The 19,363-nt window shown below is 68.0% G+C and carries 22 protein-coding genes and 1 riboswitch; of the genes, 11 read left to right on the top strand and 11 right to left on the bottom strand.

Annotation, left to right across the window (positions count from 1 at the left end; all coding sequences use genetic code 11):
* Positions 1–24: 24 nt before the first annotated feature.
* Entirely contained in the window at positions 25–1,125 is a 1,101-nt protein-coding gene (locus OG844_RS26710) for an NADAR family protein (RefSeq protein ID WP_406393656.1), read from the top strand.
* Positions 1,126–1,149: 24 nt separating this feature from the next.
* Here OG844_RS26710 and OG844_RS26705 read toward each other — a convergent pair whose 3' ends face one another.
* A complete protein-coding gene (locus OG844_RS26705) occupies positions 1,150–1,731 on the bottom strand; it encodes a TetR/AcrR family transcriptional regulator (protein WP_406393655.1) in 582 nt (193 codons plus the stop codon).
* Between the two features lie 147 nt (positions 1,732–1,878).
* Here OG844_RS26705 and OG844_RS26700 point away from each other — a divergent pair, with 147 nt between their 5' ends.
* On the top strand, positions 1,879–2,463 hold the full coding sequence (locus OG844_RS26700; RefSeq protein ID WP_406393654.1) for a dihydrofolate reductase family protein: 585 nt from the start codon (positions 1,879–1,881) through the stop codon (positions 2,461–2,463).
* Positions 2,464–2,561: 98 nt separating this feature from the next.
* Entirely contained in the window at positions 2,562–3,941 is a 1,380-nt protein-coding gene (locus OG844_RS26695; RefSeq protein ID WP_406393653.1) for a serine hydrolase domain-containing protein, read from the top strand.
* Positions 3,942–3,991: 50 nt separating this feature from the next.
* Here the strand turns inward: OG844_RS26695 and OG844_RS26690 are convergent, their stop codons facing one another.
* From OG844_RS26690 to OG844_RS26680, 3 genes are read right to left on the bottom strand one after another with little or no spacing between them, the layout of a single operon-like run.
* Positions 3,992–5,155 (bottom strand): winged helix DNA-binding domain-containing protein, encoded by a 1,164-nt coding sequence (locus OG844_RS26690; RefSeq protein ID WP_406393652.1) that lies wholly within the window; start codon positions 5,153–5,155, stop codon positions 3,992–3,994.
* A 28-nt stretch (positions 5,156–5,183) separates the two neighbouring features.
* A complete protein-coding gene (locus tag OG844_RS26685) occupies positions 5,184–5,636 on the bottom strand; it encodes a GNAT family N-acetyltransferase (RefSeq protein ID WP_406393651.1) in 453 nt (150 codons plus the stop codon).
* 27 nt (positions 5,637–5,663) lie between these two features.
* Complete coding sequence (locus tag OG844_RS26680) at positions 5,664–6,122, bottom strand: MarR family transcriptional regulator (protein WP_351173517.1); 459 nt, start codon at positions 6,120–6,122, stop codon at positions 5,664–5,666.
* 139 nt (positions 6,123–6,261) lie between these two features.
* Here OG844_RS26680 and OG844_RS26675 point away from each other — a divergent pair, with 139 nt between their 5' ends.
* Positions 6,262–7,473 (top strand): MFS transporter, encoded by a 1,212-nt coding sequence (locus OG844_RS26675; protein WP_406393649.1) that lies wholly within the window; start codon positions 6,262–6,264, stop codon positions 7,471–7,473.
* Between the two features lie 98 nt (positions 7,474–7,571).
* Positions 7,572–7,991, top strand: a complete 420-nt coding sequence (locus OG844_RS26670) for a heme-binding protein (protein ID WP_406393648.1) — start codon at positions 7,572–7,574, stop codon at positions 7,989–7,991.
* A gap of 81 nt (positions 7,992–8,072) precedes the next feature.
* On the opposite strand, the gene OG844_RS26665 is transcribed toward OG844_RS26670, so the two are convergent.
* The 5 genes from OG844_RS26665 to OG844_RS26645 form a co-directional block, all read right to left on the bottom strand.
* Positions 8,073–8,558: a DUF2269 domain-containing protein gene (locus OG844_RS26665; protein ID WP_406393647.1), complete on the bottom strand. Its 486-nt coding sequence runs from the start codon at positions 8,556–8,558 to the stop codon at positions 8,073–8,075.
* 108 nt (positions 8,559–8,666) lie between these two features.
* Positions 8,667–9,146: an NUDIX domain-containing protein gene (locus OG844_RS26660; RefSeq protein WP_406393646.1), complete on the bottom strand. Its 480-nt coding sequence runs from the start codon at positions 9,144–9,146 to the stop codon at positions 8,667–8,669.
* Positions 9,147–9,198: 52 nt separating this feature from the next.
* Complete coding sequence (locus OG844_RS26655) at positions 9,199–10,095, bottom strand: LysR family transcriptional regulator (protein WP_406396268.1); 897 nt, start codon at positions 10,093–10,095, stop codon at positions 9,199–9,201.
* A gap of 283 nt (positions 10,096–10,378) precedes the next feature.
* On the bottom strand, positions 10,379–11,503 hold the full coding sequence (locus OG844_RS26650; protein WP_406393645.1) for a cystathionine gamma-lyase: 1,125 nt from the start codon (positions 11,501–11,503) through the stop codon (positions 10,379–10,381).
* 66 nt (positions 11,504–11,569) lie between these two features.
* Positions 11,570–11,947: a phage holin family protein gene (locus OG844_RS26645; RefSeq protein WP_351173499.1), complete on the bottom strand. Its 378-nt coding sequence runs from the start codon at positions 11,945–11,947 to the stop codon at positions 11,570–11,572.
* Between the two features lie 78 nt (positions 11,948–12,025).
* Here OG844_RS26645 and OG844_RS26640 point away from each other — a divergent pair, with 78 nt between their 5' ends.
* The 4 genes from OG844_RS26640 (at position 12,026) to OG844_RS26625 (ending at position 14,278) form a co-directional block, all read left to right on the top strand.
* A complete protein-coding gene (locus tag OG844_RS26640; RefSeq protein ID WP_351173496.1) occupies positions 12,026–12,343 on the top strand; it encodes a cupin domain-containing protein in 318 nt (105 codons plus the stop codon).
* Between the two features lie 127 nt (positions 12,344–12,470).
* A complete protein-coding gene (locus OG844_RS26635; protein WP_406393643.1) occupies positions 12,471–12,680 on the top strand; it encodes a DUF5326 family protein in 210 nt (69 codons plus the stop codon).
* Positions 12,681–12,968: 288 nt separating this feature from the next.
* A complete protein-coding gene (locus OG844_RS26630; protein ID WP_406393642.1) occupies positions 12,969–13,739 on the top strand; it encodes an IclR family transcriptional regulator in 771 nt (256 codons plus the stop codon).
* 101 nt (positions 13,740–13,840) lie between these two features.
* Positions 13,841–14,278 carry an SsgA family sporulation/cell division regulator gene (locus tag OG844_RS26625; RefSeq protein ID WP_329209020.1) on the top strand — a complete coding sequence of 146 codons (438 nt, stop codon included), beginning with the start codon at positions 13,841–13,843 and terminating at the stop codon, positions 14,276–14,278.
* Between the two features lie 51 nt (positions 14,279–14,329).
* Here OG844_RS26625 and OG844_RS26620 read toward each other — a convergent pair whose 3' ends face one another.
* A complete protein-coding gene (locus tag OG844_RS26620; RefSeq protein WP_406393641.1) occupies positions 14,330–15,679 on the bottom strand; it encodes a YibE/F family protein in 1,350 nt (449 codons plus the stop codon).
* A gap of 71 nt (positions 15,680–15,750) precedes the next feature.
* Positions 15,751–15,884, top strand: a riboswitch (TPP riboswitch).
* Between OG844_RS26620 and thiC the strand changes: the two genes are divergently transcribed.
* Entirely contained in the window at positions 15,877–17,697 is a 1,821-nt protein-coding gene (gene thiC / locus OG844_RS26615; RefSeq protein ID WP_406393640.1) for a phosphomethylpyrimidine synthase ThiC, read from the top strand. It overlaps the preceding riboswitch by 8 nt.
* A 320-nt stretch (positions 17,698–18,017) precedes the next feature.
* Positions 18,018–18,371, top strand: a complete 354-nt coding sequence (locus OG844_RS26610; protein ID WP_406393638.1) for a DUF805 domain-containing protein — start codon at positions 18,018–18,020, stop codon at positions 18,369–18,371.
* A 130-nt stretch (positions 18,372–18,501) separates the two neighbouring features.
* On the opposite strand, the gene OG844_RS26605 is transcribed toward OG844_RS26610, so the two are convergent.
* A complete protein-coding gene (locus OG844_RS26605; RefSeq protein WP_406393637.1) occupies positions 18,502–19,338 on the bottom strand; it encodes a hypothetical protein in 837 nt (278 codons plus the stop codon).
* Between the last annotated feature and the right edge of the window lie 25 nt (positions 19,339–19,363).

Here is a 19,363-nt window from a genome sequence, read left to right as displayed (position 1 = left end):
TGGCGGGGGCCGACGTATCGGACAGTGGACGGCGAGAGAATCGAAGGGGTCTGGTGCCACGTCTGGCTGCGGAGCCCTTGGAACGACGAGTACTTCCTGGACGATCTGATCGTCTACGCGGACGGGGCAGTCAGGTGCGAGGAGCGGACCGACCTGCGCGGCCTGGAGAAGCGGTTGGCATCAGGTGCGATCTCGGTCACGGAGCCGGGGGCTTCGAAGCGTCCTGAAGAGCAGTCGAAGTGGCTCTCCAGAGCCGGTGAGCCGGTGACCCCTGAGGGCTTCCTCCTCGACGTGGCCGACAAGGTCGAAGAGCTCAACGGACGACCCACGGCCGGACGGCGTTGCTGGGATGCGATCGGACGGTTCCAGCAGGACCCGAGTGAGTCGAACCGCGTCCTGCTCCGAGAGGCGTACCTGGCGGTTCCACCCCACCTCCGTATCTACGTCCTCGGTGACATGGACCGTCAGGACCGTCCCCTGCGGATTCTGTTGACCGATGTGGGTGCCGCTGTCGAGGAGGACGGTCCAGTGGTGACCTCGGAGATGCACGCGGAGGTCCTGGACTACTTCAACCAGGGTGAGGAGGGGTTCGCGCGGCAGGAGGAGCATCGGGCTGTCCAGCATGCTGACGATCCGGTCACGGCTGGCGAGGCGGCCTTCACTTCGCAGGAAACCCTCTTTCCGCAGGGCTGGCCGGAAGTACTCGGACTGTTCGTGCTGCGCAACGAGTTCCCGGCGCCGGTGGTCTTCGCCGGGGAGACCTACTCCTCCGTACTCCACGGCTACTGGGCCCTGTCAGCGGCCGACGCTTCCGAACACGATCAGATCCGCGATGCGCCGAGCGGGCGGGAGGCGCAGGACAGGGGAGGCCGGGCAGAGCGCAGAGCGGACTGGCCCGGGATCCGACTCGCCGTCATGGGCGGTTTGATGGAAGCGAAATTCACCCAGCACCCCGACCTCGCCGAGATCCTCCTCTCCACCGGGGACAGCGTGATCAGCTGCACAGGCCACTCGGACTCCCCCTTCTGGCGTGACGCCCGCGACGGCCGGGGGCGCAACTGGGTGGGCCGCCTGCTCGAGCTGATCCGTTCCGGGCTCGTCGCCCGACAGGCGCTGCTGAGCTGAAGGACAGCGTTACGGCGAAAGTGTTCAGGCGCGGTGATCGGGCACGACACCGGTGACCACAAGGTCCACCAGGTGGTCGAGCGTCGTGTCGGAGAGCACGCCGGGCAGGGTGAGGTGCTCCAGAAGAAGGCCTGTCATGGCCAGGTGGAGCGCGAGGAAGGTGTGGGCGTCGCCCGGCAGTTCCGCGTCCTGGTAGAGGCTACGGTTCCGGTCGAACTCGGCGCGTACGGTCTCGGTCAGGCGGGCCCGCAGCGCCGGGCGGCGTGTGGCCTCGAGGCGGAGCTCGAGCATGGCCAGATAGCCGGTGCGGTCATCGGTCATGCGTTGGACCAGCCAGCGCATGAGTGACGTGACCAGCTCGCGCGAGGGCTCAGGGCGCATCGCGTGCTCGACCTCGGCCGCGTCCGGTGTCATGCGGTGGTTGATGCGCGAGCCCGCCTGCATGAACAGGTCGTCCCGGCTCGCGAAGTAGTTGGACGACGTGCCGACGGGAACCCCCGCCCGGGCATCCACCGCACGGAAGGTGAGTCCGCGGGCACCTTCGTGGGCCAGCACGTCGATGGCTGCGTCGACGAGCGCCGTTCTGCGCTCCGGATTCCTGGCCATGAGTCGTCTCCCTCCGTCTGCCTCGGAAAGAGGCTTGCGCTACCACTACATGTGAAGCACTCTAGTCGAAGTGGTTGCGCCGTGGGGCAGTCGGGCCGCAGCCGCTTCTCTTCCATGACCAATAGGCTTGTGCAGAACGGGGATCAGATGCGAAAACTCACCTACTTCGTAGCGTGCTCGATCGACGGATTCATCGGCGATCCGAACGGCGACGCGGCATCGATGATGGCCTTCGTCAGTGAGGAGTTCCTCGGATTCCTCACGTCCGAGTATCCGGAGACGATCTCGGCGCAGGGGCGTGAGGCGCTGGGGTTCAAGGACGCCAAGAACCAGCACTTCGACACCGTGATCCAGGGGCGGGGCAGTTACCAGCTGGCCGTGGACGCCGGGATCACCAGCCCGTACTCCCACCTGCGGGAGTTGGTTGCCTCCAGGACTCTGCGGGAGTCCCCCGATCCGAATGTGGAGCTCGTGGCCGACGACCTGGTCGGGCGGATCAGGGAACTCAAGGCGGAGGAGAGCGAACTGGGCATCTGGCTCTGCGGGGGATCCAGCCTTGCGGGCGAGTTGATCGATGAGGTCGACGAACTCGTCATCAAAACCTATCCGCAGGTGTACGGGTCCGGAATGCCGATGTTCGGATCGGACTTCGCGACTGCCGACTTCACCCTGGAAGGCGTGCGCACCTTCGAAAACGGGTCGCTGGTGAGGACGTACAGCCGCAAGCGCTGACGCGTCGGTGCGCCCCGGTGCCATGTGCGCCGGGGCTGCGTCGGCCGTGCAGCGATAAGGATTCGCCCGGCGGTGCCGGTGCGGGTAGTCCTAGTGCCATGACCTCACCCGAAGCCTTGCTCCCCAGTACCCGGCGTGCACTGCTCCACCGCATTGCCACCGCGCAGTCCGAAGGGCGTACCCCCTCAGTGGTCGCAGCAGTTCTGCGGGACGGGCAGATCGCCTGGAACGGTTCGCGCAGTTGTGTCGACGGGCATGCCCCCGATGCCGATACACAGTTCAGAATCGGCTCCATCACCAAGACGTTCACCGCTGTGCTCGTGCTACGCCTGCGCGACGAGGGCCTGCTCGATCTGGACGACCCGCTGGAGAAGCACGTCCCGGGTACAGGAGCGGGGAAGGCGACCATCTTTCAACTGCTGGGCCACAGCGCAGGTCTGGCCGCGGAAACGCCCGCACCTTGGTGGGAGCGGACACCGGGGACTGTCAGGCCCGAGCTCGCCGACGTTCTGGGCGAGCGGCCGCAGCTGCACCCGGCCGGGCGCAGCCACCACTACTCCAACCCCGGCTACACGCTGCTCGGTTCCCTCGTCGAGGCGCTGCGCGGTGCTCCCTGGGCCGAGGTACTGCACCGCGAGATCCTGGAACCACTGGGGATGGACCGCACGACTCCGCAGCCGCGGGCCCCGCATGCGGGAGGCTGGGCGGTCCACCCCTGGGCAGATGTCATGCTGCCTGAGCCGACCGAGGACCTCGGCCTGATGGCGCCGGCCGGTCAGCTCTGGTCGACCACCACTGACCTCCTCCGGTTCGCCTCCTTCCTGGCGCGGGGGGACGACCGCGTTCTCCGCGCCTCGTCCGTCGAGGAGATGCGCACGCCCTCGGCTCCGCCCGAGGCGGGCGACTGGGCAGGCACGTATGGCCTCGGCCTGCAGGCCGTACGACGGGAGGACCGGACGCTCCTCGGTCATTCGGGCTCGCTTCCGGGCTTTCTTGCCGCCCTGTGGTTCAGCGTCGAGGACGATGTGGCCGCCGTGGTGCTCACCAATGCCACCTCCGGCCCGCTCACGGGCACGGTCGCCGCGGACCTGGTGCAGATCGTCGCCGAAGCGGAGCCGAGGATGCCGGAGCCTTGGCGTCCGCTGCCCGACGTCGACGAAGAGCTCCTGGCGCTGGCCGGCCCCTGGTACTGGGGCACCCATGCCTACGTCCTGAAACTGGCTGCGGAGCGCGGCGTCGAGCTTCAGCCGTTGCGCGGTGCCGGACGCAGTGCCCGATTCCGCGCATGTCCGGACGGCACGTGGACCGGCCTCAACGGTTACTACGCGGGGGAGACGCTTCGGGTCGTGCGCGCCGACGACGGCACCGTGGATCATCTCGACCTCGGATCGTTCGCCTTCACACGGGAGCCCTACGACAAGGGGGCAGCGGTGCCCGGTGGGGTGGCCGAGGGCGGCTGGCGAGGACTTGCCCTCTGAGCTTCGGATTCGGTGTTTCACGTGGAACACCGAATCCGACGACAGGCGGCTCAGGCCGTCAGTTCGCGCTCCAGCGGGGTACGGAAGCGCGGTGTGATCCGAGCCTCGCCCACCCAGGCCGACAGCCGCGATGCCTCTGTCTCGATGAGGCCCGAGGCGTCCCGGCCGACGTCGGACAGCAGTCGCCACACCGGCTCGCCGTCCGCTCGCTGAGCCCAGCCGCCCACGATTTCGCCGTTCCACCACACGGTGGGGCCGATGTTTCCGGCCCGGTCGAAGAGCGCCGGACGGTGGCCGGCCGCAAGGTGGAAGCTGCGGTCGGACCAGCCCATGGCGCTCGGGTCGAGGCTGGGCAGTAGTGCCGCCCAGGGTTCCAGGGGCTGTTCCGGAGCCACGTCGCCCGGCGCGACCCAGCCGGAGGCCCCGTTGTCGAGGAGCACTTCCTCCGCGTCGGCGGCGGCCAGCGCCTTACGCGTCTCTCGGAGGCCCCAGCCCGTCCACCACTTCAGGTCGGCTTCGGTCGCGGGACCGTACGCGCGGAGCCAGCGCCGGGTTACCTCCGCCTGTGCGTCGGCGACTGCGGATGTGGGCCAGGGATCAGCGGGCGTCCAACGGAACTGGCTGGAGGTCCAGGAACCACGGGGGCGGCCCCGGCGGATGCGTCCGTCGGCGGCCAGGACGCGGATGACCCGGGAGGCGACTCCCTGCACCGCCTCCTGCTTCGTGCCCGGGAAGACAGTGATCTTGGTGCGCAGGGCCGGTACAGCGGCGGAGAGCTCGCTCCCCGAGGCGTGGCCGCGCGCCGTCAGAGCGGCGAGCGTCTCCTGCTCGGTCGCGGAGAGCCAGGCTTCGTCCAGCCCGTTGCCGTCCTCCCGGAGGTGCTTGAGCAGGGTGCGGCGCTCCTTGGCCGCCACGGCCCGTGCATTGGACGCGTCGATGGCAGGCGCGACGTCCGTCGACATCGTGAACAGGGTGTTCCGCATGGAGAGCAGTCGCACCAGGGAGACGTCCTCGTAGAGTGCGCGCTCCACTGCCCCTGCGCTCGCGTCGGACAGCCGGGCGCACGCGGAGAGGAAGACCGTGGCGGCGTCGGTGGCGTGGAGGGCTACGACGGCGTCGGCAGCGGCCACGGCGGAGTCGGCCCGCACGGACGGGGCCAGTAGATGCCGTCTGCCGAGCCTGATCCGACGCTGGTTGTCATCGATGCGATGCATGGCTCCCCTGGGGTGGAGACGATCCGGTTCAGAGGGCGAGCTTGAAGCCCACGTGGCTCGCGGTGAAGCCGAGCCGCTCGTAGAAGCGATGGGCGTCCTCACGGGAGGCGTCGGACGTCAGCTGCACCAACCGGCACTTCTGACGCCGGGATTCGTCGACCGCCCACTGGATCAGCTGAGTACCGAGACCGCTGCCGCGCTCAGCGGCGTGGATGCGGACGCCTTCGATGATCGAGCGGGTCGAACCACGCCGCGACAGGCCGGGGACCACGGTGAGTTGCAACGTCCCCACGACGCGCTCCTCGCGCACGGCGACGACGAGATGCTGATGGGGGTCGTCGGCCAGTCGCCGGAATGCGGAGTCGTACGGGGCGAGGTCGTCCGGTGACTCGCGCTGCGCGCCGAGCGGGTCGTCGGCGAGCATGGCCACGATGGCCGGGATGTCGGTGAGGACAGCGGGACGTATTGCGATATCGCTCATGATCGGCAGACTACGCAACTCACCCGGTCAGGCGGGGACCTTGAGGGCTTCGACGGTCCTGACCAGCGGGGCGAGCTCCGGGTTCTTCGCAGCCTCGTCCAGGGCGGCACGCAGCGCGGTGTCATTGGTCGGCCGGGCTTCGTCGAGCAGCGCCAGGCCGGCTTCGGTGACATCGGTGTAGATGCCTCGCCGGTCCGTGTCGCAGAGATAGCGGGTCAGCAGGCCGCGGTCCTCGAGACGGGTGACCAGCCGGGTGGTGGCGCTCTGGCTCAGCACGACGGCGTCGGACACCTGCTTCATCTGAAGATGGCCGCCCGTGCCGCTGTGCTGGCGGCTCAGGACGTCGAGCAGCGAGTACTCACGCACGCTGAGGCCGTGGCGGGACTGCAGGGCCCGCTCGATGTGGGCCTCGATCTTGCCGTGGAGCAGCGAGAGGGCGCACCAGCCCTGGGAGAGGGCGGTCAGTGCGGGATCTGTCGCGGTCATGTGTCTCTCCTCCGTGCGGAGCTGCGTGCATCCCAGGATAGGGCACATACGCAATAGCCCGCGTTTGCAATTAACCCGCGCTAGCAATTATTGTTGACGCTCGTAAGGCGCAGACGCAATCTTCAGGGAAGGTGAACCCATGCCGCTCGCGCTCCTCGCCCTCGCCATTGGGGCATTCGGTATCGGAACCACCGAGTTCGTGATCATGGGGTTGCTCCCCGATGTTGCGGCGGACTTCCAGGTCTCGATCCCCACCGCAGGCCTTCTGGTCACGGGCTACGCCCTGGGAGTGGTTCTCGGCGCTCCGCTGATGACGGTGCTGGGCACCAGGGTCACCCGCAAACGCATGTTGATGCTGCTGATGGGCCTGTTCGTCGTGGGCAACGTGGTGTCCGCACTTGCCCCCGTCTTCGGGGTGATGCTCGCCGGACGAGTCATCGCCTCGCTCGCCCACGGAGCCTTCTTCGGTATCGGATCGGTCGTCGCCGCCGACCTGGTCGCTCCGGAGAAGAAGGCCGGCGCGATCGCCATGATGTTCACCGGGCTCACCGTCGCCAACGTCGTCGGGGTCCCCCTGGGCACCCACATCGGCCAGAGTGTCGGCTGGCGGACCACGTTCTTCATCGTTGCCGGACTCGGTGTCCTCGGCCTTCTCGGCGTGGCGAAGCTCGTGCCCGAGCAGCCCAGGCCCGAGGGCGTCAGGATCCGCCACGAGCTGGCTGCCTTCCGTAATGTGCAGGTGCTGCTCGCCATGGCGATGACGGTTCTGGGCTTCGGCGGTGTCTTCGCGGCGATCACCTACATCACCCCGATGATGACCGAGATCGCCGGCTACTCGCCGTCCTCCGTCACCTGGCTGCTGGTCCTGTTCGGACTCGGCATGGTCGGCGGCAATCTGCTCGGCGGCAAGTTCGCCGACCGCCACCTGATGCCGCTGCTGTACGTATCACTCGGCGCCCTCGCCGTGGTCCTGGCGCTGTTCACACTGACCGCCCACGACAGGACGGCTGCCGCCGTCACGATCGTCCTCATCGGAGGGCTCGGCTTCGCGACCGTGCCGCCACTCCAGAAGCGCGTTCTCGATCAGGCCGCGGGTGCTCCCACCCTTGCCTCCGCCGTGAACATCGGAGCCTTCAACCTCGGGAACGCGCTGTCGGCGTGGCTCGGCGGGATGGTCATCGCTGCCGGGTTCGGATACACCGCACCCAACGGGGTCGGCGCCGTTCTCGCGGCCTCGGCGCTGGTCCTCGCCATCGTCTCCGGCGCAATCGAGCGCCGCACGGTCACCCGTGGCCGACTCGTTGCCGAGCACGCCCCCGAGCCGGTGGCCGTCGCCCCCAGCAGGCACTGACACCCGCTGTCACCACCGGCCCCGGCACCGCAGCCGCCCGCCACATCCAGAAGCACCCCGCACCCCCGCACCCCCCCCGCATCAAGGAGTCGTCCCCCATGAGCACCGCCACCTTCGCCCCGCTGACCATCCAGGACGCCGAAGCGCTCGTGGACACCGCTCGTCGTGCTGCCGAGGCAGTCGCCGTGAACGTCGCTGTCACCGTCCTGGACGCGGGCGGTCATCTGCTGTCCTTCCGTCGCGACGACCGGGCCGTTCTCATCGCTGGAGAGACCAGCACTCGCAAGGCGTACACCGCCCTCCAGCTGAACACCCCCACGGCCGACCTGGTGGACGCCGTCCAGCCCGGCGGCCTCTTCCACACGCTGCCGACCGCACTCGACCGCCCGCTGCTCTTCATCGCCGGCGGTGTCCCGGTCCATCGCGACGGTCGGCTCATCGGTGCCGTCGGCGTCGGTGGCGGCGCCCCCGAGCAGGACCATGGGTTCGCGACCGTCGCAGCCGAGTCCTTCGTCTGAGGATTCCTGCCGCGCGAACACCGGCAACGCTGTCCACACCGCCCTCGGGGGCTCGCGTATCGCGGGCCCTCGAGGCGCGCGTCAGCTCTTTGAGGCACGCAGACGCCGACCTCGCCGGGTCGGTCCCCACGGCTTCAGTACCGAGATCGCGGTGATGAAGAGGTAGGTGGCCGTTGCCACCGAGGGCGCGATGACCAGATTGACGTCCGCGACACCCTGGGCGGCGGCCTCATCGATACCGGGGCGGAGCGAGAAGATCGACAGCCCTGCCGTGACCAGAGTCAGCCAGAACTTCGTCCAGACCCAGCGGTGCCTCGCCAGGCCCCACGGGGTGCCGAGTGACAGTACGAGGCCGCTCAGGAGCGAGAGCAGGGCAACCGGCACGACCAGCCAGTCGCCGAAGACCTTCATGGAACGGGTGGCCGCCTCCGCCATCGAGGTGTCACCGGTGAGGAACGCGGCGAGGCCGAGGGTCAGCAGTCCGACCGTGAGGCCCAGCCAGCTCACGGAAACGGCGACATGGGCGACGAGGAGGCTCCGGCGAACAGGGCGCTTGAGTGGTTTCACGTGAAACACGGTGTCAAGCGTGGAGCGAGCGGTCATCTGACGGCGGGAGTATCCGCATGTACTGGCCTCGGCGTACGAACGGCCGTGGGACCGGCGCGCTGGAGCCTTTCAGCCCAGGTCGGGCGCATGCATCGCCCGTACGCCCTCGATGTTGCCGTCCAGGTAGTGGCGCAAGGACAGCGGTACCAGGTGCACAGCTGCGATTCCGACCCGGCTGAAGGGCACCCGCACGATTTCGTACTCCCCGCAGGGGTCCTCGATTTCAGGGCCGTGCCGTCGTGACGGATCCATGGATTCCAGTCGGCAGACGAAGAAGTGCTGCACCTTCACACCTTTGACGCCGCCACCCGCGATGTGTTCCACGGTATCGACGAAGCAGGGCACGACATCGACGATCTTGGCGCCGAGCTCTTCGTCGACCTCGCGGTGCAGGGCGTCGACGACGGTGGCGTCCTCGGGCTCGACGCCGCCACCGGGCGTGAGCCAGTACGGATCCACCCCAGGTTTGGTGCGCTTGATGAGGATGAGGTCATCGCCGTCGAGGAGGACGGCGCGTGCGGTGCGCTTGACCACAGGACGTTCGGTCATGGCAAGAGAGTGGCCCATGAAACGCGATCTGAAACTCCTCAAGGAGGCCCGGTCACCAGTCCACGGCTGCACGCACCAGGCATTCGTGCGCCCGCGCAATGTGAGGGAGGGGCAGTGTGCCGGTCCGCACGGCGAGGAAGTACGTCCGCAGCGGCGGCACCGGCGGGTCGAGCAGCGCCACGACTTCGCCCCGCTCCAGCGCGTCCTCGCAGAGATAGCGGGGCAGTACGGCGAGACCGGCGCCCGCGGCCGCACACTGCAGGACCGCGCGCAGATCCGGCGCGATCACCGTGGCGGAAGCGGCGGGTCTGCTGTCGAACACGGCGGCCCAGTACCGGGAGACCAGGGGGAGGCTCTCGTGGACCTCGACCACCGGAAGCTGCTCCAGGACCACCGAGCCCTTGTGCCGCAGCGTTCCGGGCCCCAGCCGCCCGGCCCAGCGCGGCGCCGCGACCAGGACGTGCTCCTCGTCGCAGAGGGTCGTCGACGTGAACAGCCCTCCCCGCGGACGAGTGGTCGTGACGGCCAGGTCGTGGTGTCCGGCGGCCAGTCCTTCCAGCGTGTCCTCGGCCTTCCCGTTGAACGTGCTGCGCAGCGCGAGACCCTGGGAGATCAGCGGAGTGAGCGCGGGAAGCGCGCGTACGGCGGTGAACTCCGGGGGACCGGCCAGATGGAGGGTGCGCACCCCCGGCTCCTCGTCGAGTCCGGCCCCGGCGATCTCGACCAGTGCGTCCAGATGGGGCGAAGCCCGGTGTGCGAGCTCGTCGCCGATGGTGGTCGGGGTGACGCCGCGGGCCCCTCGCAGAAAGAGCGGGCGGCCGAGCTGGCGCTCCAGCGTGCGTATCTGCGAGGTGACAGCGGGCTGGGACAGCCCGAGCAGCGCGGCGGCCCGGGTGAAGGATCCGGCCCGGTGCACGGTGACGAATGTGCGTAACAGGGCCAGGTCCATGGCTTGCATCTCCACCCTCGCGACGCTCCGGAACGGCACAGCCGGCCCGCACAACTATAAATATGTCGATAGGCAGCTGTCGCTACTGTGATTGGACACTGACGCAGAGTCAATTAGCCTTGTGCAAGCGGTTCTTCGCGCAAGGAGCCGGGGTGGTCCGAGCCAAGAGGGGGGAGGCTCGGACCACCCGTCCCGAGCAGGACCGGCCAGGTGGACGGGGACGCCTGTCCTGGGCCGGTCCTGCCGGACCGCGAAGTGCCTTCGGTTCGTGTCCCGCAGGTGGTCAGCGAGCGGCCTCGTCGAGCGCGCGTTCCACATCGGCCAGGAGGTCGGCAGGATCCTCGGCCCCGACCGAGAAACGGATGAAGCCTTCCGGGACAGCGTCGCCGCCCCACCGGGCCCGGCGTTCGGCCGTGGAGCGAACGCCGCCGAAACTCGTCGCGTCGTCGACCAGACGCAGCCCGGCCAGGAAGCGTTCGGCCGTCTCCTTGTCAGCCAGCGTGAACGAGACCACGGAGCCGAAGCGCCGCATCTGCCGCACGGCCTTCGGGTAGGAGGCGTCGGTGGGCAGCCCGGGGTAGCGCAGCCCGGTCACCTCCACCCGCTCGGCCAGCGCCTCCGCGAGGGCCAGGGCGGTGGTGCACTGCCGGTCGATCCGCAGCTGCAGCGTGGCCAGGGAGCGGTGCGCGAGCCAGGCCTCCATGGGGCCGGGAATCGCGCCGACGACCTTGCGCCAGCGCCGTACGCCTGCGGACAGGTGCGGATCCCGGCAGGTCACGTGGCCGAGCAGGATGTCGCCGTGCCCGGTCAGCCCTTTCGTGTCACTGGCGACGGAGAAGTCCGCGCCCAGTTCCAGGGGGCGCTGGCCGAGGGAGGTGGCCAGCGTGTTGTCGACGGCGACCAGAGCACCCGCCGCGTGTGCCGCAGTGACGAGCCGGCGAACGTCGCAGACATCGAGCCCCGGGTTCGACGGGGTCTCGATCCACAGGAGTTTCGCCCCCTCGAGGACCTCCAGCTGGGCGTCGCCCGCAGTCGGCGCGGTCCGTACCTCGACGCCGAATGCCTCCAGCTGCTCCCGTACCAGGGGGAGCGCCTGGTAGCCGTCATCAGGGAGCACGACGATGTCCCCGGTGCGGGCCTGGGACAGCAGAACGGCTGAGACGGCCGCCATTCCGGAGGCGAAGACAGTGGTCTCGGCCCTCTCCCCCGGTGCTTCCAGCTCGCTGATGGCCCGCTCCAGATGCGTCCACGTCGGGTTCGTCTCGCGGCCGTAGGTGTAGGGGCCGACGGGCTCGCCCGACAGATGGAAGTGGGCTGCGAAGACGGGCCCGGGCAGCGTGGGTTCGTACTGCTCCGGCTCGGGCAGTCCCGCTCGTACGGCGCGTGTCCCGTCGCCCGTGGTGCTCATCTGTTCCCTCGTTTCTCTCCCCGGTGCCACACCGGTCCTGTCCGCACTCTTTCAGTAAGGGGCCGATCAGTCGTTGTCGGGCAGGACGACGTTGAGTGCCCAGGACACGACCGAGATGATGAGGCCGCCGAGGACAGCGGTCCAGAAGCCTTCGACATGGAAGCTCAGGTCGAAGACACCGGCCAGCCACGAGGTCAGCATCAGCATCAGGGCATTGACCACCAGGGTGATCAGTCCGAGGGTCAGGATGAACAAGGGCACCGTGAGCAACTGCACGACCGGCTTGACGACGAAGTTGACCAGGCCGAAGAGCAGCGCGACCACTATGAGGGTGAGCACCTCGCGCCCGGTGTCGTCACCGGTGAGCGTGATGTCCTGGAGCAGCCAGATGGCCACGGCCAGTGCACCCGCGTTGGCGATCGTCTTGACTACGAAATTCTTCATGTGTCTGATCGTGGCAGACACGATCTCTGCCGGACACCGGCAGAACTGACGAGAACAGATGCAAGGGGCGGACAGGCGATGAAGGCATTCAGACTGGACGAGCTGGAGGCGGAGCGGGCCGCCAACGAGGGTGCCTACCTGCAGTTCGTCCGGGAACGCAACATGTCCGTCGGCTTGTACGCATTGGATGCCGGCGAACTCGACCCCCAGAAGCCGCACAATCAGGACGAGGTCTACTTCGTCGTGAGCGGCCGCGCCGCGATCACCGTGGGCATGGAGACCACACAGGTGGGCAGGGGGAGCGTCGTGTACGTCCCCGCCGGGACGGCCCACAAGTTCCACCACATCACCGAGGACCTCAGGGTGATGGTGGTCTTCTCTCCACCGGAGAGCTGAGCCGGCACCTCGGGGTTCCCTAGGGGATCGGTCAGGGGACTTCAAGGGCTCCCGGGCCCCCACCGGCCACCCCCACGCCTCTAGCATCGAAGCAGGAACTCACAGAGACGAGGTAAGGACGATGGCGGTGCGGGAGATTTTCGCGGGGATGCCCTGGTGGGTGAAGTGGGTCGCGGTGCCTCTCATCGCGATCGTCGTGTTCGGCGGCCTCATCGCCAGCGTGGTCGGCTTCGTGATCGGCCTGCTGTTCAAGGCGCTGGTCTTCGTCGTCCTGGTGGGTGGTCTGATCTTCGTCGTGCGGAAGTTCATGGCATCTTCCTCCCGCAGCGACTGGTAGGCAGGACGCGGGGCGGTGCCGGGCAGTCGGCGCGTGAGGGACGGGAGCCGGGCCGCAGATACGGCGATTAGCCCAGCTGAGTTAAGTCCAGGATGAAACCTCACTCGTGACGGACGGTGCCGATACAGTGGCAGACCGCTGCCGTCGGCTGGGAAATGACTGCCCGTCACCGTCCTGACCAGTGGTTTGTGCGACCGCCCGGTCTCCGGACCCCCGGCTCGCGGCGGGCCCGTGGGGGCGGCCCCCGCGGGAGGGCTGAATGCCCGTCACCATGCCTGGGGGTGACCTTTGACCACGGCATCGAGTACCGCTGTCCCGACGTTGATCGGTTCGGTTCAGCGGGCGTTGAGACTGCTGGAGGCTGTGGGCACCCATCGGGAAGGGGCGCCGGCGAAGCAGCTCGCGCGGGAAGCTGGGCTTCCCCTTCCCACCGCCTACCACCTGTTGCGCACTCTCACCCACGAGGGCTACCTCCGCAGGGAGAACGGCGTCTTCCTGTTCGGTGCCGCTGCCGAGCGCCTCGTCGGAGGCCGGGCGCCCGCACCTCGTCGCGGTGTGATCATCGAATCGCTCGCACACTGGGCCGATGTCATCGGCGCACCCGTGTACTGCGCTGTCTACCGCGACGGGGAGATCGAACTCGTCGCGGTGGCTGATACGCCCGACTGTCCCGCCGTCGAGGAGTGGGCCGCCTTCCGTGAGACCGGCCATGCACATGCTCTCGGTCAGTGTCTGTTGGGCCAACTCGACGAGAGGGCGCGCGAGGACCATCTGGACCGTCACCCAGTGCAACCACTGACGCGCTACTCCGTAAGAGATCGTCCGGCGTTTCTCGACCGGATGAGATCGATGAACCGTATGGAACCTGTCGTTGAACGACAGGAATATGCCCTGGGAACGGTCTGTGCGGCCATCCCGATCACTGTGGGAACTGCCGTGGCGGCCATGGCCATTTCACTACCCCTGGACCAAGAGGAACGGTTGCTCCCCGCAGTCGAACAACTACGCTGTGAAATGACCCGTCTCTTGCGCTCGTTCGTGTTCTCTATCAGTATCTGAAAAATCACTCCTTGTGATCTGCTATCGCGTGCACCACGATGGCGTCAATAGGGCCATGGGGGATCATTCCTGGCCAGATTCATCTACTGCGGGGTTGAACGATGCGCGAGTCGGTTCAAGCAGAGGTCATGATGAGCTTCCTCGTCTCCGAGGAGCTTTCGTTCCGTATTCCGGTGGAGCTCCGGTACGAAGTGGGCGATCCGTACGCGATCCGGATGACCTTCCACCTGCCAGGTGACGCCCCCGTCACCTGGGCCTTCGGCCGTGAGCTGCTGCTCGACGGTCTCAACAACCCGAGCGGCGACGGCGATGTGCACATCGGCCCGACCGAGCCCGAGGGTCTCTCGGACGTACACATCCGGCTCCAGGTCGGCACGGATCGTGCGCTCTTCCGCGCCGGCACGGCGCCTCTTGTGGCATTTCTCGACCGGACGGACAAGCTGGTGCCACTGGGACAGGAGCACACGCTGGGTGACTTCGACGGCAATCTGGAAGAGGCGCTGGGCCGCATCCTCGCCAAGGAACAGAACGCCGGCTGAACAGGGACCACCCGCTGAACAGGCAACACCGGTGCCCCGTATGCCCGGAGCTCACGCCTTACGGCGTCGGCCCCTCCCGGTCCGTACGGGGGCAGGAGCTCTGGCTTCCGCGCCGAGCCCCGTGCGGTCCGCGGAGACCACCAGGGCCGCGAGCACCGTCGTCACCGGCACCGAGGCGACCAGCCCGATCGATCCGACCAGGGTCCGGACGATCTCCATCGCGACCAGTTCGCTCGTTGCCACCGTTCCCACGCTGCTCTGGGCGATCGAGAAGAGCAGCAGCAGGGGCAGCGCGGCGCCCGCGTAAGCGAGTACCAGCGTATTGACGACCGAGGCGATGTGGTCGCGCCCGATCCTGATGCCTGCCCGGTAGAGCCGCCGTACGCCCATCGTCGGATCGGCCTGGTGCAGCTCCCAGACCGCCGACGTCTGGGTAACGGTCACGTCGTCGAGCACACCGAGCGAGCCGATGATCACACCGGCCAGCAGCAGGCCACTCATGTCGATGTTCGGGAACAGCCCGTGGATCAGGCCGGTGTTGTCATCGGTGTTGCCGCTGAGGCTCGCCCAGCCGATGAAGAGCGAGCCCAGAAGCCCGATCAGCAGCAGCGAGACGAGCGTGCCGATGACGGCCACGGATGTGCGCGCGGTCAGCCCGTGGCACATGTACAGGGCGATCAGCATGATGGCGCTGGCCCCGATCACCGCGACGACCAGCGGATTCGAACCCTGCAGGATCGCCGGGAGGATGAACAGCGTCAGTACGGCGAACGAGACCGCGAGCGCGATCAGCGCCATCAGCCCGCGCAGCCTGCCCACCACGATCACCGCGAGGGCGAAGATCCCGGCCAGCAGGGCCATCGGGAACGTACGGGCCACGTCGGTCACCGAGTACTGCAGATCACGGGGCGCGTCGGGCGCGTACGCCACAACCACCCCTTGACCGTCCCTCAGTTGCCTGGTCGCGTCGGGCTGGATGATCTCGACGAACGTACGGCCCTTGTCCTTGCCGGTCGTCACCTCGACCGTGGCCTTCTTGCACAGCCCCGACTGCTCGTTGACCGCCTCACGCCCCGAGGGTGTCGAGGTGTCGCCGGTGGGCGGCACCTGCGCGGCGTTCACGTCCGCGCAGTCCACCCTGGCGATCTCCACCACCTTGCCCTGCTGGGTCTGCCGGTCGAAACCGACACCCGTGCGCTCGTGGGAGGGCGCGCCGCCCGGCCAGAAGGCCACGAGACCGACCAGGACCGCGGCGGCGAACGGGATCAGCACCGCGGCGATGACCTTGCGCAGATGCTTGGACACGGGCGCGGCGGGGCCGTGGCTGTGGCCCGGTGCATGGCTCTGCGTACTGCCGGACCGGGGGCCGTGCGGTTCGGGGGCGCTGGGGGAGGACGTCACCGGGCGATCATCCCAAGAACGGGAGAGGCCCTCTGGCCAGCACGCCAGGAGGGAGGCTAGCGTGGAGGCACCTTTGCACACGCGGGAGCTCGGAGCACCGGGCTGAGAGGGCGCTGACCTCCGTATATCCGTACGGGACACGCTGCGCCGACCGCCGAACCTGTTACCGGGTAATGCCGGCGTAGGGAGTAGGTCTCATGACCACAGCGGACGCACGCACGCCTGCCTCGAAGCAGAACGCCCAGAATGCGCAGGACGTGGCGAACAGCGAGGCCGGGAAGTCCATCGGCTGGCACAAGGGGTACGTCCAGGGCTCGCGCCCGGACCTCCGGGTGCCGGTCCGTCAGGTGCACCTCACCAACGGCAAGGACGTGACGCTCTACGACACGTCGGGGCCGTACACCGATCCCTCCACCGAGACCGATGTCCGTCGCGGGCTCGCGCCCCTGCGGGAGAACTGGATCATCGCCCGCGGCGACACCGAGGAGTACGCGGGCCGCCCGGCGCGTCCCGAGGACGACGGGCTCAAGCACACGTCGCCGCGCGGCGGCCTGCGCAACCTCGACGCGGTCTTTCCCGGCCGCCCCCGTCAGCCCCGCCGCAGCCGCGACGGGCAGCCGGTCACACAGCTCGCCTATGCCCGCCGCGGCGAGATCACTCCGGAGATGGAGTACGTCGCGATCCGGGAGAACGTGGAGCCCGAGGTGGTGCGCGAGGAGATCGCGGCGGGGCGGGCCGTGCTGCCGGCCAACGTCAACCACCCGGAGATCGAGCCGATGATCATCGGCAAGCGGTTCCTGGTGAAGGTCAACGCCAACATCGGCAACTCCGCGGTCACCTCCTCCATCGAGGAGGAGGTGGACAAGATGACCTGGGCGACCAAGTGGGGTGCCGACACGGTCATGGACCTGTCCACCGGCCGCAACATCCACACCACGCGCGAGTGGGTCCTGCGCAACTCCCCCGTGCCGATCGGCACCGTTCCGCTCTACCAGGCACTGGAGAAGGTGGACGGCCGGGCCGAGGAGCTGACCTGGGAGATGTACAAGGACACCGTCATCGAGCAGGCCGAACAGGGCGTCGACTACATGACGGTGCATGCCGGGGTCCGGCTCCCGTACGTCCCGCTGACGGCACGCCGCAAGACCGGCATCGTCTCCCGCGGTGGCTCGATCATGGCGGCCTGGTGCCTCGCGCACCACAAGGAGTCGTTCCTCTACGAGCACTTCGAGGAGCTCTGCGAGATCCTCGCGGCCTACGACGTGACCTACTCGCTCGGTGACGGACTGCGCCCCGGTTCCATCGCCGACGCCAACGACGAGGCGCAGTTCGCCGAACTGCGCACGCTCGGTGAACTGAACTCCGTCGCCAAGCGGTTCGGCGTCCAGACGATGATCGAGGGCCCGGGCCACGTCCCGATGCACAAGATCAAGGAGAACATCGACCTCCAGCAGGAGATCTGCGAGGAGGCGCCGTTCTACACGCTCGGCCCGCTGACCACCGATGTCGCCCCGGCGTACGACCACATCACCTCGGGCATCGGTGCGGCGATGATCGCCTGGTGGGGGACGGCGATGCTCTGCTACGTCACGCCCAAGGAGCACCTGGGGCTGCCGAACAGGGACGACGTGAAGACCGGCGTCATCACCTACAAGATCGCCGCGCATGCTGCGGATCTCGCCAAGGGGCACCCCGGGGCGCAGGAATGGGACGACGCGCTGTCGGATGCCCGGTTCGAATTCCGCTGGGAGGACCAGTTCAACCTGGCGCTCGACCCGGACACGGCACGGGAGTTCCACGACGAGACGCTGCCGGCCGAGCCGGCCAAGACGGCTCACTTCTGCTCGATGTGCGGTCCGAAGTTCTGTTCGATGAAGATCAGCAGGAGCATCACGGAGCAGTTCGCCCCCGACCTGCTCCCCTCCGCGTCGGAGGAGGAGATCGAGGCGGGGATGCTGGAGAAGTCCAAGGAGTTCGCCGCGAGCGGCAACAGGGTGTACCTGCCGCTGGCGGACTGACACCGGGGGAAATCGCACGAAATGGCGGCGCTGTCCTGGGCGTTACGTGCCCGGGGCGGTGCCGTCTGGCTGTTCATCAGATTGTCCGTATTGAACCAGGAGAGTATGAGCAATGGCTGGTTTCACATGATGGATCCTCTGATCGCCTGATTCCAGGTGCCGTTCGGAGACGGTACGGACACGGAAACGTGGCAGGTCTATGTACGTTTCGGCAGGGGTACGTCCTGGCTTGACCATTTCCTTATCTGTGCCTTACCTTCCGCTGTGCTTGGCCGAAAAAGTGTGCGCCCCGACGGGGGGCGCCAGGGGAGGGAAACACAGTGAGCTGGTACCTGAACGTCCTCAAGAACTACGCAGGCTTCAGCGGTCGTGCGCGCCGCAAGGAGTACTGGATGTTCGCGCTCTTCCACGCCATCTTCATCGTGGTACTGGCCGGCATCGGTGTCGCCATCGACACCCAGATTCCGTACTTCATCTACTTCATTGCCCTGTTTATCCCCTCGCTGGCCGTCACCGTCCGTCGGCTGCACGACACCGGCCGTTCGGGCTGGTGGGTCCTGATCGGCTGCGTCCCGTTCGTGAACATCGCCCTGCTCGTTTTCACCTTCCTCGACAGTGCGCCCGAGGCCAACGAGTACGGTGCGAACCCCAAGCTGGCTCCCCAGGGAGTCTGACGGGGCGCTCCGACCGAGTCGGAGTACCACCGCACACTGAACAACGCGGAGGCCGGGTGCAGCAGAGCTGCCCCGGCCTCCGCCGTGCCCGGACGCGGCACAGCCCCCGCGGTTCGGGGAACCGGCCGGATCACTCCGGCTGGTGTTCGGGGCCGCCGAAGTCGGGACTGGTGAAGTCGGGGCTGGTGAAGGAGGGGCGAGGTCCGGCCGAGGGGCCGTCCTGCGGACCGGAGAAGTCCGGTCTGCTGTAGCCGATCTTCGGGATGCGGTTCGCCGAGCGGTGCGGGGTCCGTGAGGCCGGCCCCGCGGTCGGGTCGGCCAGGGCGTCCCGCAGGAAGGGCAGGATGCCGCGCTCCAGCAGTGCGTGGCGCCAGGCCTCCCTGGCGCGTGCCACGTCCTCGGGCAACTCCTGCTCGTCGTCCATGGCCGGCAGCGCGGTGGCTCCGTTCCGCAGCGCGGTGATGAGGAGTCCGACCGCGGCGACCAGGATGGCCGCGGCGGCCACCGCCGCGAAGAACCATCCGGCGGCTACCAGGGTGCCGCCGAACGCCAGGGCCGGGCTGACCGCCTTCAGGAGATAGCCGACCAGCAGGAATATGAGGGCGGCGGAGCCGGCGAGCACGGGGGCCAGCGCGGCGATGACGGCAAGGGTTCCCGCACCCTCCCCGTCCGGTTCGTCAGGGGGCGGTCCGAGGGCTGACCCGAGGGCGGTTTCGGGGGCCGACGCATCGGCCGGTCCGCGCAGTTCGCCGCGGACCTTCACGTAGTGCTCGTACTCGGTAGCGGCGGCTGCGGTGATCAGAGCGGTGGCGTTCAGCGCCATCGTCCGCAGTTGTTCCGCGTTGAGCCGGTCCCCCACACCGTCCAGATCCGGGCGTTCGTGAGCATGGCGCAGAGAGTCGGCAAGGATCCGCTCGTACTCGGGTCGGTCCTCGGCCAGCAGGTGCGGAGCGCTTTTCATGTGCATCCCCCGATGCTCCGTAGGGCCTGAT

The organism is Streptomyces sp. NBC_00887 (assembly GCF_045207585.1).
The sequence above is the reverse complement of the archived record's forward strand: the minus strand, read 5'-3'. Positions and strand labels throughout refer to the sequence as shown.

Coding starts and splice junctions, on each gene's coding strand:
- OG844_RS26705 (WP_406393655.1), bottom strand. CDS start 1,731: ATGGCCAGGAATCCGGAGCGCAGAACGGCGCTCGTCGACGCAGCCATC.
- OG844_RS26700 (WP_406393654.1), top strand. CDS start 1,879: ATGCGAAAACTCACCTACTTCGTAGCGTGCTCGATCGACGGATTCATC.
- OG844_RS26690 (WP_406393652.1), bottom strand. CDS start 5,155: ATGCATCGCATCGATGACAACCAGCGTCGGATCAGGCTCGGCAGACGG.
- OG844_RS26685 (WP_406393651.1), bottom strand. CDS start 5,636: ATGAGCGATATCGCAATACGTCCCGCTGTCCTCACCGACATCCCGGCC.
- OG844_RS26650 (WP_406393645.1), bottom strand. CDS start 11,503: ATGAGCACCACGGGCGACGGGACACGCGCCGTACGAGCGGGACTGCCC.
- OG844_RS26695 (WP_406393653.1), top strand. CDS start 2,562: ATGACCTCACCCGAAGCCTTGCTCCCCAGTACCCGGCGTGCACTGCTC.
- OG844_RS26645 (WP_351173499.1), bottom strand. CDS start 11,947: ATGAAGAATTTCGTAGTCAAGACGATCGCCAACGCGGGTGCACTGGCC.
- OG844_RS26670 (WP_406393648.1), top strand. CDS start 7,572: ATGAGCACCGCCACCTTCGCCCCGCTGACCATCCAGGACGCCGAAGCG.
- thiC (WP_406393640.1), top strand. CDS start 15,877: ATGACCACAGCGGACGCACGCACGCCTGCCTCGAAGCAGAACGCCCAG.
- OG844_RS26625 (WP_329209020.1), top strand. CDS start 13,841: ATGCGCGAGTCGGTTCAAGCAGAGGTCATGATGAGCTTCCTCGTCTCC.
- OG844_RS26660 (WP_406393646.1), bottom strand. CDS start 9,146: ATGACCGAACGTCCTGTGGTCAAGCGCACCGCACGCGCCGTCCTCCTC.
- OG844_RS26655 (WP_406396268.1), bottom strand. CDS start 10,095: ATGGACCTGGCCCTGTTACGCACATTCGTCACCGTGCACCGGGCCGGA.
- OG844_RS26640 (WP_351173496.1), top strand. CDS start 12,026: ATGAAGGCATTCAGACTGGACGAGCTGGAGGCGGAGCGGGCCGCCAAC.
- OG844_RS26680 (WP_351173517.1), bottom strand. CDS start 6,122: ATGACCGCGACAGATCCCGCACTGACCGCCCTCTCCCAGGGCTGGTGC.
- OG844_RS26605 (WP_406393637.1), bottom strand. CDS start 19,338: ATGCACATGAAAAGCGCTCCGCACCTGCTGGCCGAGGACCGACCCGAG.
- OG844_RS26675 (WP_406393649.1), top strand. CDS start 6,262: ATGCCGCTCGCGCTCCTCGCCCTCGCCATTGGGGCATTCGGTATCGGA.